This window comes from Marinobacter sp. ELB17, assembly GCF_000169375.1.
In the GTDB taxonomy this organism is placed as follows: domain Bacteria; phylum Pseudomonadota; class Gammaproteobacteria; order Pseudomonadales; family Oleiphilaceae; genus Marinobacter.
In genome coordinates this window covers 49,190-64,045 of sequence record NZ_AAXY01000007.1, presented here as the reverse complement: position 1 = coordinate 64,045, position 14,856 = coordinate 49,190, and the positions used below count along the sequence as shown (strand labels likewise).

Annotated in this window: 10 protein-coding genes and 1 pseudogene; 7 read left to right on the top strand and 4 right to left on the bottom strand. The window is 54.1% G+C overall.

Translation table 11 applies throughout. The annotated features are described in order from the left end of the window. Positions 1–115: 115 nt before the first annotated feature. The gene (locus tag MELB17_RS10615) at positions 116–457 is read left to right on the top strand and encodes a hypothetical protein (protein ID WP_007350236.1); all 342 of its coding nucleotides are present in this window, start codon (positions 116–118) and stop codon (positions 455–457) included. A gap of 144 nt (positions 458–601) precedes the next feature. Here MELB17_RS10615 and tnpC read toward each other — a convergent pair. From tnpC to tnpA, 4 genes and pseudogenes are all read right to left on the bottom strand, one after another. Next, a pseudogene (gene tnpC, locus MELB17_RS10610) lies at positions 602–1,651 on the bottom strand (IS66 family transposase); the annotation flags it as partial. A gap of 81 nt (positions 1,652–1,732) precedes the next feature. Continuing rightward, positions 1,733–1,972, bottom strand: a complete 240-nt coding sequence (locus tag MELB17_RS25615) for a hypothetical protein (protein ID WP_007350234.1) — start codon at positions 1,970–1,972, stop codon at positions 1,733–1,735. 28 nt (positions 1,973–2,000) lie between these two features. Continuing rightward, positions 2,001–2,345 carry an IS66 family insertion sequence element accessory protein TnpB gene (gene tnpB, locus MELB17_RS10605; RefSeq protein ID WP_007350233.1) on the bottom strand — a complete coding sequence of 115 codons (345 nt, stop codon included), beginning with the start codon at positions 2,343–2,345 and terminating at the stop codon, positions 2,001–2,003. Continuing rightward, positions 2,342–2,632 (bottom strand): IS66 family insertion sequence element accessory protein TnpA, encoded by a 291-nt coding sequence (gene tnpA, locus MELB17_RS10600; protein WP_007350232.1) that lies wholly within the window; start codon positions 2,630–2,632, stop codon positions 2,342–2,344. Before tnpA ends, tnpB begins: the two co-directional genes overlap by 4 nt. A gap of 55 nt (positions 2,633–2,687) precedes the next feature. Here tnpA and pglX point away from each other — a divergent pair, with 55 nt between their 5' ends. From pglX to MELB17_RS10570, 6 genes are all read left to right on the top strand, one after another. Next, entirely contained in the window at positions 2,688–4,103 is a 1,416-nt protein-coding gene (gene pglX / locus MELB17_RS10595) for a BREX-2 system adenine-specific DNA-methyltransferase PglX (protein WP_319795883.1), read from the top strand. Between the two features lie 17 nt (positions 4,104–4,120). Beyond that, the gene (locus MELB17_RS10590) at positions 4,121–7,795 is read left to right on the top strand and encodes a DUF6079 family protein (protein ID WP_007350230.1); all 3,675 of its coding nucleotides are present in this window, start codon (positions 4,121–4,123) and stop codon (positions 7,793–7,795) included. A 4-nt stretch (positions 7,796–7,799) separates the two neighbouring features. Next, complete coding sequence (gene pglZ / locus MELB17_RS10585; RefSeq protein WP_007350229.1) at positions 7,800–10,577, top strand: BREX-2 system phosphatase PglZ; 2,778 nt, start codon at positions 7,800–7,802, stop codon at positions 10,575–10,577. Between the two features lie 29 nt (positions 10,578–10,606). Next, positions 10,607–11,926, top strand: a complete 1,320-nt coding sequence (gene brxD / locus MELB17_RS10580; RefSeq protein WP_007350228.1) for a BREX system ATP-binding protein BrxD — start codon at positions 10,607–10,609, stop codon at positions 11,924–11,926. A gap of 23 nt (positions 11,927–11,949) precedes the next feature. Further along, entirely contained in the window at positions 11,950–14,052 is a 2,103-nt protein-coding gene (locus MELB17_RS10575) for a DEAD/DEAH box helicase (protein ID WP_007350227.1), read from the top strand. Between the two features lie 96 nt (positions 14,053–14,148). Then, complete coding sequence (locus tag MELB17_RS10570) at positions 14,149–14,838, top strand: 2OG-Fe(II) oxygenase (RefSeq protein WP_007350226.1); 690 nt, start codon at positions 14,149–14,151, stop codon at positions 14,836–14,838. The last annotated feature ends 18 nt before the right edge of the window (positions 14,839–14,856 follow it).

Genomic DNA, 14,856 nt, shown 5'->3' with positions numbered 1-14,856 from the left:
GCCGTTTAAAATCGCTTCCTTTTCACCGCCGTAATCCACTCCCTGCACTGAATTGCCTTTCATAATAACCGGTGCTGTCGTGGTGACTCCACCCTGATCAGGAAGGAGAGTCACCATGATTGCGTCTGTTCATTCATTGTCGCCACTGGCATGCCAATGGTTCGCCGATTCACCGCTCAGCACGAGTGCCTATGCGTATCTTTGTTACCTCCATAAGCGTGGTTATGCGGCAGGGATCATCAAGGAATATTTCAATGGTATTGAGCATTTAGCGCACTGGTTGAAGGCACAGGAAGCCGATCTTACCGGTATCGGTGACCACCCACGAATATGTCGAAGCGGATTTGGCGATGAAGAACCGGGCATTGAAAATGCCTCCCCGCTCCGCCCCAAGCATCGGCGCGATACCGCCCGTCGGACAGTGTTTTACAGTTTTGCAGAGCTTATAGTTATGTAAGATTCAGAGGATCAACTCACCTTGGTGCAGTACAGGGCAGATGCTGCTAAGTACTTCAACTGCAAAACAAATCAGTATCTATCCTGACCGACTTTAAAATGCCTGATGAGCACATCCTTACATAACTAAGGACCGAGGATAATTTCGACCAAGTGGGATGGGCCGTAAGGCCCGCTCCAGATGGTTGGTGTCCGGCTGTACGTCGGGATCTTCCAGGAACACGTTTAGGCTCGCTTCACGATTGAGCGCGTAGTTCAGGGCTTTGGTGAGCGGGTCACTGGGCAGCAGGCCACCGCATTCCAGCTGATCCCGACACCACTGGAAGAAGTGGCTAACCACGGGTTGTGAGTACTCCAATCGGTATTGGCGCTTCTTCTCGCCGGTTAGCCCTTTGGTTTTGATGGTCTCTTCGTTGCTATACAGCTTTGCGATGCGTTGCAGGGCCTCGGTGGCCTGCTCCGGATGATCCTTCTGGGCTTCGACGAAGTAGCGGCGATTGTGTACCCAGCATTGGGCGTGGGTGATGTTCGGTTGCTGCTGGGCATATCGAGCATAGGCCGCATAGCCATCGCTGATCAGGGTGCCGCTGAACTGGTCGTTCAGCACCTGTTCAATATGGGCACGTCCGCGGCTGTTGGAGTAGGTGAACACCACTTCGTCGGCATCGCCGTAGAGCGGCCAGAACCAGCCGGATTTCATCTTGCCTCTTTGTGGCCCGGCCCGGCCCTGATGGCCGGACTTTACGGGCGTCTCGTCAATGGCCAGCACTCGGCTGCGCAGCACGCTTTGGGTTTGAGCATCCACAATGGGCCGCAGCAGAGCAATGGCCCGCTTGACCAGATTGGTCAGAGTGCTGCGACTGAGGGTAATACCGGCTTGCTGGAGTCGCTGATGCTGGCGATACAGCGGTAGATGGAACTGGAACTTGTCCACCATCAGCCCGGCCAGCAGGCTGACATCGGCCACGCTGTTGTCCAGCACATTGAACGGTGCGGGTGTGGTGATCGGCTTGTTGTCGCCTTTGCGTCGGAACACCGGGCGCTCAAGCTTGAGCACCACGTAACTGGCGGCCCGCTGGGCCAACCGGTAAGTGGTCTTGGTACCGATGATGTCGTATTGATCGGCGTCCGGCCCGGTCAGCTCCGGAGGCAGCGTCTCAATCACTTCCACCGGCACGTCGTCGTTAAAGCGCAGCCGGTGTCGTTCAAGCAGTCGTCGTCCCGTTGTTTCTTGCCCGAGCCACGCTGATACGCCTGAACGACACGTTTCTCATCCTCAGCGGCGCTGAGACACGGCTTGATCCGATGAGAACAGATGGCCCTGTTGCGGCAGGTCGAACACCTGCTTCTCGGATTTGGGGCCGAACAGTTGCTTCTTGAACCAGTCCAGCTGGTGTTTCAGTTGACGAATCGCGTCAGACTGTGCGTCCAACTGCTCCCGCAGCAAGGCGTTCTCCTCGGCCAGGGCCGAGAAGGAAGGCAATGCAGTTTGAGGGGAAGAAGCCGTTGAATTCATGGCTGATATTATACCAAACGCCCATCCTTTATGCCCCTCGAAAACGCTTGAATTGGCGGTATTTTTGCACTTCAATGCCGTCAATCAGCAGCTGTAAATCTGTCTGGGTCAAGGCTCGCTGACCCGCGGCGGAGAACGGCACCCGGAACTGTCCCTGCTCCAGACGCTTGGCCCACAGGCAATAACCGGTGCGGTTAAAATACAACATCTTCATCTGGGTTTTGCGACGATTGACGAAGACGAAATACTGGCCACTGAGCGGATCGTGTTTGAGTTGATTTCGAACCAGGGCGCTCAGGCCCCGGAACGATTTACGCATGTCGGTGGGCTCGGTGCACAGCCAGATCCGGGCCTGGCTATCGAGCCCGATCATCCGTTCTGGCTCAACCGCAGTTCGACACCGTTGCCGAGGCTCAGCACAATGTTCCAGCCTGGGCCAGAAGTCGACGAAGCGCCCATCAGCGACGACAGATCCAGAAATCCGGCCTCGCCGGAGTCCGCCGAATCAGCAACCGGTTCTTCGGTCAGGCGCTTACGCCAACTACAGAAACTCGCATAGCCGATGTCCTCCTGCTTGCAAAACTGCATGGCTGATAAACCGCTGTCACGCTGCTTATCAACCAAGGTCTGCCATTGTTCCTGGGGTCGGTGTTTTCTCATGGGGGTAACCTCGTGCTGGGAAATGTGAGGCTACTGTAGAAAGAAATTCATCGGGATGGCAGGACGTCTTGGAATGAACGGTTACGTTTCAGATGTGTTGCAACAAGCGCAGCATATGGCCGAGCGAATGGATTTTCTGTCGCAAAAGTTAGCTTTGGTTAGTCCAGTAAAGATTTTAGAATTATTACAACCGGATATATCGGCAAGACTAAAAATAGCGAGTCAGGCTGAACAGCAAATTCTGGGAAAGATGGTTGCTTTGCAGGAGGAGCTCGATTGGTATGTATATCATCTCTATGGATTAACAGACGAGGCTCTCTGCTATAACGCAGAGCTGCCGGTTGTTGAACTCGGCCAGCGAGCGTTTGAAATATTGTTAGCGCAAAATCTCGAATCTGGAGAATCAGAAACTGTTTGGTTTGAACACCATGGTAGCCAGCCAAATACACAAATCCCACGGTATTGGGCGTCTGACTACCAAAATTTGATACGAAGGCGGATAAAAGAAATCTCGAATAATCGATGGCTCAAACTAATCGATAATAAAGATCATAAGCGCCGTTGGAATCGTGTTGGCTGGAAAGCACGGCTATATGTAGCCACCCAACAATGGTTGCTTAAGCGTATTGAAAATGTGGGCAAAGCAGCCAAACTGCAAACTTGTGCCCAACTGGCAGACCGTCTACGCCATGATGAGAGCTTTCAACAAGTGGCTGCTATTTATGGCGGTGCCAGTGATGTGGACTTGCAAACACTGGTGGCAGAGCTGGTGGCGGGTGATAGCGTGCCGCAGATGGCGGCGGTCCGTTTGAAACCGGCGGCTATGCCAAAATTCCGCGCCTGGCAGGAAACCTGGAACAAGCAGCGTGTGGAAGATGCGATCGACGCCAAGTTTGGCGTTAACCAGCCGCTGGCCGACGCCGATGCCAAAATTCCAGAGAAGAAAAATGCCTACCAACTGGCGCTGAAACAGGCAGAGGCAGAAAAGCAGCAGCAGGTAGGCGAGATTTCGGTTCCGCCCCAGTACAAACAACCCGATTTTCGCAAGCCGGGTTATTGGAGTTTGCGTGGCAAGCTGGATGTGCCAAAAGAGCGTTTCTTTTCGTTGCCTGGGTGTGAAAAAGCCGGTGACAGCACATTGGTGATTGGTTGGGCCGGGTTAAGCCACTTGCAGCGCGCTACGGCCATTGCGGCCTGGTATCTGGACCGGAAAGACAACGAAGGCTGGGAGGCCGAACAGCTGATGCCCATGCTGGTCGCGCTGGATGAGTTAATCCCTTGGCTAAAGCAGTGGCACAACCATATAGACCCAGAGTTCAACGAACGCATGGGCGATTATTACGAAAGCTTTCTGCTGGAAGAACTACGCACTCTAAGTGTACCGCGCACGGCCCTGACCAGCTGGCTGCCGCCAGCCGTTGCCAGCAAACGTGGCGGTGGGCGCAAGAAAAAAACCGCTGCTGAAGCCTGATTCCGAGAGTAAACCTGATGACACTGATAAAAGATTTGATTGCGATTCCGGAAAAGGTTCAGCGTGGTGACTTTGTTCTGAACCTGTCCAGCGGCCTGGCTGAGGCTGCCATTAGCCAAACGCTGGAACAGTATGTGGTAACACCGCAGCTGCAAAAGTCGTTTGATGACGCCCTCAGCTTTATAAAAAGCACGGTTGTGGATAACCAAAAACGCCAGAAAGGGGCTTACCTGCACGGCAGTTTTGGCAGCGGTAAGTCCCACTTCATGGCGGTGCTGAACTTGCTGCTGCAAGGCAACGCCCAGGCCCGCGCCATCAATGAGCTGGCGCCAGCCGTGGCAAAGCACAACGACTGGCTGCAAAAAACCAACATATTGCTGGTGCCCTACCACATGATTGGTGCCGCCAGCATAGAGGCCGGTGTACTGGGCGGCTACGCCAGGCACATAAAAAACCTGCACCCCAGCGCGCCAGTGCCGGGCTTTTACATGAGCGATCGCTTGTTCCGCGATGCCCAGCAGCTGCGGGCGAACATTGGCGATGAGGTCTTTTTTGCGACCTTGAACCGCGGCGCAACGGCGGCTGAAGACGACGGCTGGGGCGACCTGGCTGAAGGTTGGAATGCGGTCAGCTTTGGCGCGGTGGTGAAAGACCAAGGTAGCAGTGACGACAAGGCGCGGCTGGTCGGCGATTTGATTGGTACTTTTTTTACCTCCATGGCGGATATGGCCAACAGTGAGTTCGGCGGTTATGTAGACTTCGATGAAGGTCTGCGAATTATGACCGAGCATGCCAAAGCACTGGGCTACGACGCTATTGTGCTGTTTCTGGACGAACTGATTCTGTGGCTTGCCAGCCACCTGTCGGATCAGCGATTTATTGCCAATAATATCCAGAAAGTGGTGAAGCTGGTGGAAGTGAGCGAGCAGCGCGCCTTGCCCATGGTCAGTTTGATTGCCCGCCAGCGCGACCTGCGTGAATTTGTGGGCGACCAGTACAACGGGGCCGAGCAGGAGTCGTTGAGTGACTCGTTAAAATATTGGGATGGCCGTTTTCACACGATTACTCTGGAAGACCGCAATCTGCCGGTAATCGCTGAACGGCGGTTGTTGAAGCCAATCAACGCGGCGGCCAAAGCGGAAATCGACGATGCGTTTAAGTCTATGGACAGCAGCTTGCGTAAAGAAGTGCAGGAAATTCTGCTAACCAACACCGGCGACCGCGATATGTTCCGCCAGCTGTACCCGTTCAGCCCGGCCTTGGTGCAGGCGCTGGTGGCCCTGTCGTCGGCGCTACAGCGCGAGCGCACGGCGCTAAAAGTGATGTTGATGCTGCTGGTAGATCAGCGCGATAGCCTTGAGCTGGGCGGCTGCATTCCGGTGGGGGATTTGTACGATGTGATTGCGTCTGACGCCGAGCCGTTTTCAGACGCCATGCGGCTGCATTTTGATAACGCCAAACTGCTGTTCGAACGCAAGCTGCTGCCGCTGGTGGAAGAAGACCATAATCTTAAACTGGAACAGCTGGATGAACTGCCTGCAGACAACCCGGCAAAGCGCGCATTTGTGAACGATATGCGGTTGCTGAAAACGCTGCTGCTGTCGGCCCTGGTACCAGAAGTAGAGTGCTTTAAGCAGCTAACGCCAAACAAGCTGGCGGCGCTGAACCATGGCACCATAAAGTCCCCCATTCCCGGGCGGGAAGCGCAAACGGTGTTGAGCAAGTGCCGCAAGTGGGCCGGTCGCGTGGGTGAAATCAAAATCAGCGACGATACCAACCCAGTGATCACTATTCAGCTGTCTGGGGTGGATACCGAGAGCATTTTAGAGCAGGCCAAAATCAATGACACCGACGGTGCCCGGCGCAAGCTGGTGAAAGATTTGGTGTTTGACGCTTTCGGTGTGCAAGACGATAACCAGCTGTTTATAGAACACTCTGTTCAGTGGCGGGGGACGCGCCGCAGTGTGGAGGTGATGTTCCAGAATATACGTGAGATCTCGGATAACACGGTGTTTGAAGCCCGCGGCGATGACTGGAAAATGATCATCGATTTTCCGTTTGACCAGGGAAGTCATTCCCCAGCGGATGACAAAGCCCGAATACAGAATTATGAGGCAACGGGTAATGCCACTCAGACCCTGTGCTGGCTGCCTTACTTTTTCAGCCAGAATGCCCAGCGTGATTTGGGCACACTGGTAATTTTGGAACATGTGCTGAAGACAAACGATCGCTTCAATTCTTTCAGCAATCACTTGAGCCCGGTAGAAAGAGCGCAGGCGCGTACGCTGCTTGATAATCAGCGCAGCCAATTGCGCCAGCGTATGCGTGACTATTTGATGGGCGCCTATGGCGCTGCCCAGGCGGTGGCAGGCTCGATAGACACATCTATGCCGTTAGATGAACACGTGTTTTCGCTGGAGCCCAGTTTTACGCCGCAATTGCCGGTGGGTAGCAATCTGCAAGCGGCTTTTGAGCATTTGCTGGATCAGGCGTTGGCGTTTCAGTATCCGGATCACCCACAGTTTGAAACAGAACTTAAGCAAGCGGATTTGGCAAAGGTAATGGAGCAACTGCGCCGCGCGGTTCATGCCACTAACGGCCGAATTGATGTTGATTCACCGCTGCGTTCGCTGATGCGCTGCATCGCTCAGCCGTTGAAGTTGGGTGACATGCATGAGCGCCATTTTATTTTCAAAGATGACTGGCCCAAACACATGGCTCGCGAACTGGCTCGCGATGGCAGCACTGGCGACCCGGTTATGGTCAAGCGCTTGCGGGCAGCCATTGATCAGCCCAGCCCGAAAGGGCTGCCCGAGATGGTGCAGAATCTGCTAATACTGGTGTTTGCCGAATATGGGCAGTATGCCTTTTCTCTTCACGGTGCCGACTTCGACCCAACGATGAAGGAATTGCCGGACAACCTGGTATTGACCAAGCAGGAGCTGGCCGAGCCGAAAGTCTGGCAACAGGCCGTTGATAATGCGTCCGCCATTTTCGGTCTGGTTATTAACAAGTTGCGCACGGCTAATCACCAGAATTTACTTGAAAAAAAGGTGCTGGAAGAAGTTAAGCGGCGCCTTGAGCATAGCCAAAATTTGGCCGATGAGCTTCGGCTTGCCTTGGCAAAGGTGGGCCAGCCGCTAACGTGTAACCGCATGCGCAACGCCGAATATGCCTGTTCCCTGATGCAGTTATTACAAAGTAAGCAAGGCGCCGAGCTGACCGCTGCGCTTGCAGATATTCAGCCGGTCACCAATGCCAATGCGTTGGCCAAGAGCATCGCCAGCGCAGCCAGCGTGGCTCAGGCCGTTCAAGATAACAATTGGCAGTTGCTTGATACCGCGTGGCGCAGCAGCTCTGCTGAAGCTGAGGGTATAAAGCAGCGAGTGTGTCATGCGCTGGCGTCTGATGAACTGGTGGTCGCACTGCAACAGGCATTAAGGCAGGCCCAGACCGACGCAACGGCTTTGATCACGCGCAATGCGCAACCCGCGGCGCCTGATGATTCTGCAGCTGTGGTACGGGCAAATCCCGACACGCCCGCAAGGCGCGTGGTAACAAGGGCACAGCAGTCGGGTTTGACCGGGCCGCAGGCCAAGGTTCTGTTTGCTGAAATTGAAAAAGAACTGTTGGAAGGATACGTGCTGGATGTGAGTTACAGCATCGTTCGGGCTAATGGCGCAGAGGAATAAACGAATGCCAGCTATGGACCCAGGCAATTTGTTGCCAATTCCGATATTGACCCAGCTGCAGGCTGTGTTTCAACGCGACCCTGAAGCGGACTGTATTGCTTTGGTATGGCCTACAGAGCTGCCTGCGTCTGAGGTTCTGGTTGCCGTGGGGCCGCATCGGGTAAGGGCCGTTTACTGCGTGTCTGAGCTGGCTCTGCGCGAAGTGTTGGTTGCGCATCAACAACAGCCCGCTGGCAAACGCCCGCGACTGGTGCTGTTGTCAAAATTTGACGGCGTTCATCTGGCCCTGGATGTGCTGGCGCGGCTCTGGAAAAATGAGCCGCAACGCATCAGCCCCTGGAAGACGCTGCAACAGCTGATTCGGGTTCGCGATATTGACCCTCGCCTTACCCGCAAGCATGGGCGTTGGATTGCCGAGGCGCTGCTAAGCGGCTACGACCGCTATCACAAAAAAATCACATTTGGCGATGTGCTGGATCAGGAATCGGCCTGGCGAGCGATTGCCATAGGCCATCTGCATTATCAGGAGCCGTCACTGGATCTTCAGTCATTGCTTGAATGGAGCGCGCAGGATGCCGTGCCGGGCTGGGTCGGGGCCTTGCCCGACGAGATAAAGGCCAATCTGGGCGAATGGTTAGCGCCGGCGTTGCCGGACAGCCACGAGGCGGTGTCAACGATTTTGTTGAACGGTCAGGCGGGGGACTTGTTACCTATCGCCCTGGCTTGTTCAACCTTGTTTTCAGACGCCATCGAAAAACAGAAAGCCGTTGAACCGGCGCAGCTACATGGCAGCCGCGGGGTTTTCCGTGAACGCTATTTGGCGGGTAAAACGTTGCCACTAAAGGCGCTTCAGCCTTTGGGTGACGCTGCAACAGCGTTAATAGGCCGCTGGATAGCAGGCCGCAGCTTTCAATGTTATGAGCCGGTTCTGGCAAAAACAGAACAAATACTGGCCAGCCTTGATATGCAGGCTCAGGCCCAATTGTCTGGCCTGTTGACTTGCGGTTTACAGGCGCGCCTGAGCAATTTTGCCTGTGAGCTTGAGGCCGCCGCTACGCAAAATGACGGCGCCTTGGCTGAACAGGCTTTGCAGCAAATCAAAACTCATCAGCTTGCGGGTATTGGGCTGTTTAAAGACACGGTTCAGCGCGCAGAGATGGCAATGCGCCTGGTTCGTTGGCTGAAACAGCGACCCATCACCACGGGCACAGCAGCCAGTTTGATGATCGACTATATCGACCAAGGCGGTTTCTGCGATTGGGCGCGTACGGCGATTTGGAGTGGAGACGTCCACAGTGAGTTGAATCATGTGTACAAACAGCTGTCGGAGCGAGTCAGTGAGTTGCGCGAGCGCCAAAACTTTGCTTTTGGTCAGCAACTGGCAGGTATTGGCCGCGGGGACAGCTTACCGGCGCGACTGACGCCGGTGGAGAGTGCGATTGATACCGTGCTGGCGCCTTTGGCTGAGCAAAGTCCGGCGCTTTTGTTGGTGCTCGACGGTATGAGTGAAGCCGTTTATCGCCAGCTGAGTGGCGACCTGTCCCGTTATAATTGGCTTGAAATTCAGTCGCAGGCAGCCAGTAGCGATACCTGCCTTGTTGCTGCGTTGCCGACGCGCACCCAAACTAGCCGCTGTTCGCTGCTGTCTGGGGCGCTGTCTGCAGGAGTGGCAACGGATGAGAAAAGGGCGTTTGCGGCGCACCCCAGACTCAAAAAAATTGCGTCAACAAAATTTCCACCCCGGGTGTTTCACAAGCAAGATTTGTCTCAGCCCGGTTCTGGTAGCCTTCGCAGTGATGTGCGCGGTGTTATTGCTGGAACCGAACATCGTGTTTTAGCGGTTGTGATTAACGCCATTGATGACCAGCTGTCTAGCAGCTCCCAGGTGAATGTGGAGTGGGGTTTCGAGAGCATCGCCCTGTTGCGCCAGGTAATGGATGCGGCCCGCGAGGCAGGGCGAGTGGTTGTTATAACCAGCGACCACGGCCATGTGCTGGATCACGACTCGGTCTTCCAGCCGCCAAGTGGCGAATACGGTGAGCGTTACCGCTCAGTGGCTGAGGGCGCGCCGTCAGAGCTGGAGGTAAAGGTTTCGGGCAAACGAGTACTGGCGCCGGGCCAGTCGGTGATATTGCCATGGTCAGAGCGGCTACGTTATACCCGGGGGAAAAGCCATGGCTATCACGGTGGAGCAAGTTTGCAGGAGGTGGTGATTCCATTGGGTGTTTTTGTGAATGCCAGTGTACGTCAGCACTTGGATGGTTGGCAGGAAGTGCCGCGCCGGCTGCCAGACTGGTGGCTTGTTCCGCAACAGCCGTTAAGGGTTAATGACTCAAAAGTTGAGTCGGGCGTCGTAAATAGAGCCCCCAAAGCGCCAGCACGCTCAAAGTTAGCAGCTGTGTCAGAGGTTGTTGATGACATGTTTGGGGCTGCTGAGTCTGCGCCGGCGCAGCCCGATGCATCAACACCGCTCGAAGCTGATTGGATTGACCGGTTTTTGGAGTCTTCGGTGTATCAGCAAGCCCGCCAGCGTGCCGGCCGTACAGCGATTAGTGACGATGATTTGCTGAAATTTATTCGGTTGCTACAGGCCCAGCAGTGGCAAATCATGGAGGCGACCCTGTGCAGGGAGTTGCAAATTCCTAAACTGCGAGTGCGCGGTTTTCTCTCAAATATACAGAAACTGCTTAACGTGGATGGCTACCCAATTCTCTCTGTAGATCGTGAATCACAGACCATTCGCCTGAACGTGTCGGACTTCAGAAAACAATTTGAAGTTTGACCACTATCTGCTGACTTAAAGGTGTCGTTATGTCGATTAGCCAGCAACGGCGTCAGGATATTCTGGATGCGCTGCGGCGTGGAACTGTACCCCAATACGGTTTGGACGCCCTGGCGGTTGGGCTGCAACCGTTCGAGCAGGCGTTTGACGAAGAGTTAGGAAAAGTGTGCCGTGGTGGTGCCGTTTTCAAAGCAATTCGTGGTGAATATGGCAGCGGCAAAACCTTTGCATCGCGTTGGCTGCGTGAAAAAGCGCACGGTTGTGGGTTCGCCTGTGCCGAAGTGCAAATTTCAGAAACCGAAACGCCTCTGCATCGGCTGGAAACGGTTTATCGACGCTTGATGGAGCGTCTGACCACGCCAGACAGCGCTTCTGGTGCATTTCAGAACATTGTTGAATCCTGGTTTTATACGCTGGAAGAAGATGTGCTGTCGCAGCAGGATATAGACCCAGAAGACTCCGAGGCTTTGGTCAGCGCAACGGATGTTCTGATGGAGAAACGATTGGGTGAGGTGGTGCGCTCGGCACCGGCATTTGCCTTAACACTGCGTGCTTATCGCCGCGCACTGTTGGAAGGTAAAGAAGAAATTGCTGATGGCTTACTGGCCTGGATGGCAGGGCAGCCGAATATTGCGGCCGCCGTGAAGCGTTACGCGATGATTAAGGGCGATATTGATCATTTTGGAGCTTTGAGCTTCTTGCAGGGCGTACTGACCATTTTGAAAGACTCTGGCCATCCGGGATTGTTATTGGTGTTTGATGAAGTTGAAACCCTGCAACGCATGCGGGGAGATGTTAGGGATAAAAGCTTGAACGCACTGCGTCAGCTGATGGATGAAGTGGATTCTGGGCGCTTCCCTGGTTTGTATCTTGTTATAACCGGCACGCCTGCTTTTTTTGATGGGCCCATGGGGGTGCAACGTCTGGCACCGCTGGCCCAGCGGCTTGCTGTGGATTTTAATACCGATGCCCGTTTTGATAACCCACGAGCTGTACAGGTGCGCTTGCGTGGCTTTAACCTGGCGTCGTTGGAAGAAGTCGGGTGCAAGGTTCGTGATCTTTATGCGCAAAACAGTGTTGTTAGCGAGCGAATTTTGCAGTCAGCTGATGATCGTTATATTGCGGAATTAGCACAGGCGGTTACCGGTAAGCTGGGTGGGAAAATCGGTATCGCACCGCGTATATTTTTGAAAAAACTGGTGGGCGATGTGTTGGATCGCATTGATCAATTTGATGATTTCGATCCTCGTAAACACTATGCGCTGACCATTGCAGACACTGAGTTGACGGCGGTCGAGCGGGCTAATAAACCTGCAGGTTCGGTCAATGATATTGAACTTGATATTTGAGCCCGCAAACGGAGCTTAGCGGAATGAGTGAGTTCGACAGGCTTCACCCGGCGATTCAACATCATATTGTTAACAGTCTTGGCTGGCCCGGCCTGCGCCCCCTCCAAGAAGCCACCATCCAACCGATCCTCAATGGTGAGCACGCTATTCTGTTAGCGCCAACCGCAGGTGGGAAAACTGAAGCGGCTATTTTTCCTGTTTTTTCGCGAATGCTGAGTGAAAACTGGCAAGGTTTGTCTGTGCTCTACATCTGCCCAATCAAAGCACTGCTGAACAACCTGGAACAGCGTCTGAGCAATTACGGGCACCTGCTGGGCCGAACAGTCGATGTATGGCACGGTGATATCAGCGCTTCTCGCAAAGCGAAGATTGTATCGTCGCCGCCGGATATTCTGCTGACAACGCCTGAGTCCCTCGAGGTGATGTTGGTTTCCCACAAAGTGGATCATCAGCATTTTTTTGCTAATGTGCGTACCGTGATTGTGGACGAAGTTCATGCCTTTGCCGGCGATGATCGCGGCTGGCATTTGCTGGCGGTGCTGGAGCGGATCAGTATTTTGGCAGGGCGTGAGCTGCAGCGGCTTGGGCTTTCGGCAACGGTTGGTAACCCAGACCTTCTTTGTGATTGGCTGGCTAGTAGTTGCGAGGCCCGCCGCAGTGTGATTAACCCACCGGCTGAAAACACCCTAGAGGCAGACGTGCAGCTGGACTGGGTGGGTTCGTTGCGCAATGCAGCCGTTGTTATTTCGCGTTTGCACAGCGGTGAAAAGCGTCTCGTGTTTGTGGATAGCCGCTCGAAAGTGGAAGAGCTGGCGATTGAGTTACGCATTTTGGGCGTTTCTACTTACATCTCACACAGTTCCTTGAGCCTTGAGGAGCGACGCTCGGCAGAGGAGGCGTTCTCGCAGGGTAATAATTGTGTCATTGTCGCTACGTCTACTCTTGAACTGGGTATTGATGTGGGCGACCTGGACCGGGTAATTCAAGTCGACGCCCCCTACGCGGTTGCGTCGTTTATGCAACGAATCGGCCGTACTGGCCGCCGCGCGGGTTCATCTCGCAATTGCCTGTTCCTTGCCACTCGTGAAGATGCTTTCTTGCGCGCCGCTGCACTGCTAAACCTTTGGCGCAGCGGCTATGTTGAGCCCATTTTGCCCCCAGCCAGACCCATGCACATTTATGCTCAGCAAACGATGGCACTGGCGCTTCAACAGCAAGCAATTATTGCGGCAGATGCAGACAGGTGGCTTGCCAAGATGCCGGGGTTCGCCGCCATCTCGCCTGAAGACCGTGCGGCCGCGATTAACTATATGCTTGATACAGGCATTTTACATTCAGACCAGGGCCTTATTGGTATTGGGAAAACGGGCGAGCGAGCGTTTGGCCACAAACACTTTATGGAGCTGTTTTCCGTGTTCACGACACCGCCGATGGTTAAGGTGTTCTGGGGCAAGCAGGAGTTGGGTGAAGTAGACCAAATGACCTTCGCAGTCCGCAATGAAGGGCCTGCCTTGCTAACGCTTGCAGGCCGCAGTTGGCAAACTGTTTATGTTGACTGGCCAAGAAAAAAGGCTTTTGTGGAGCCGTCCCAGGCACGGGGTAAGTCGCAGTGGTTCAGTGATGGCCAGCCGATGAGCTACGAGCTGTCCCGAAGTATCGCTGACGTGCTGGTGGGTGAAGATATTCCAGCGGGCTTTTCCTCACGCGCTCAGGAATTATTGGAGACATTACGAGACAGCTACGGTTACCTGGAACTTGGCAAAACAACGTTGCTCTTCGATGAAGATGGAAATGCAACATGGTGGAACTTTGCCGGTAGATTGCTGAACACGGCTATGAAAAACCCGCTGGCGGACAAAGCTCGCAAGGTTGAAGCAGATAACCTGTGTTTAGCTTTCAGCCATGTGTATGAACCTGAATTATTAATAGCGGCTATTCGCCGTGTTCTGTCGAAGAACGTTGAGCCTTTGGCTATTACGCTTGAGGAGAGTTTCATACAAGAATTGAAGTTCTCTGAGTGCCTGTCGCAAAAAGAAATGAATCGTGAGTTGAACGAACGCTATGCCGTCGATAAAGAATTTACCCGGTTTCGTCGGTTGCCGCTGTCAGTATTGAGGGTGATTTGAGGGTTGTAGTGGAATAGGGATAATGGCGGGACTGCGCCAATCGAATGTGAGATATGGCAGCCAACATTGGGTACCTTTGGGGCGGGAAGTGAACGTATGAGTGCACCGGTTCAATTTGATGATGACTGTGGTGCAGATGATAGTCAGCACATTTTTGAGGCCATTGCCGCAGACTTGCTGGATAAAGGCTACAGCATCAAACCCAACGCTGTACCCACAAATCTGCTAAACGGGCTTTGGCAACAGCTGCGCAATATGCCCAGCCATCAGTTTGATCCCGCTGGCGTAGGGCGGCAACAAGCTCATACGGTCAACAATTTTATTCGAAGCGACACCATAAGCTGGATAGAGCGCGAGACGGTTGCGGGCGAGGATTGGCTGAACTGGGCAGTTGAGTTGCAGCAGTATCTTAATCGCCGTTTGTTTCTCGGTTTATTCTCCTTTGAAAGTCATTTTTCGCACTATGCGCCGGGTGACTTTTATAAGAAGCACCTGGACGCTTTCAAAGGGCAGTCAAACCGGGTGTTGTCGGTGGTGCTGTATCTGAACCCGGACTGGATGCCGGACGATGGCGGCGAGTTGGCCCTTTATCACAGCGATCAGAGCCATCACGGTGAACGGGGTCAGAACGTGCTGAAAGTAACCCCCAGCATGGGCACTCTGGTGGCCTTCCTTAGCGAAGAATTTCCCCACGAAGTCCTCCCTGCCAAGCGCGACCGCTACGCCATAGCCGGCTGGTTTCGGGTGAACACCACCAGCACCGAGCGGGCAGACCCGCCGGATTAGAACGTCATTGGTTTGCTC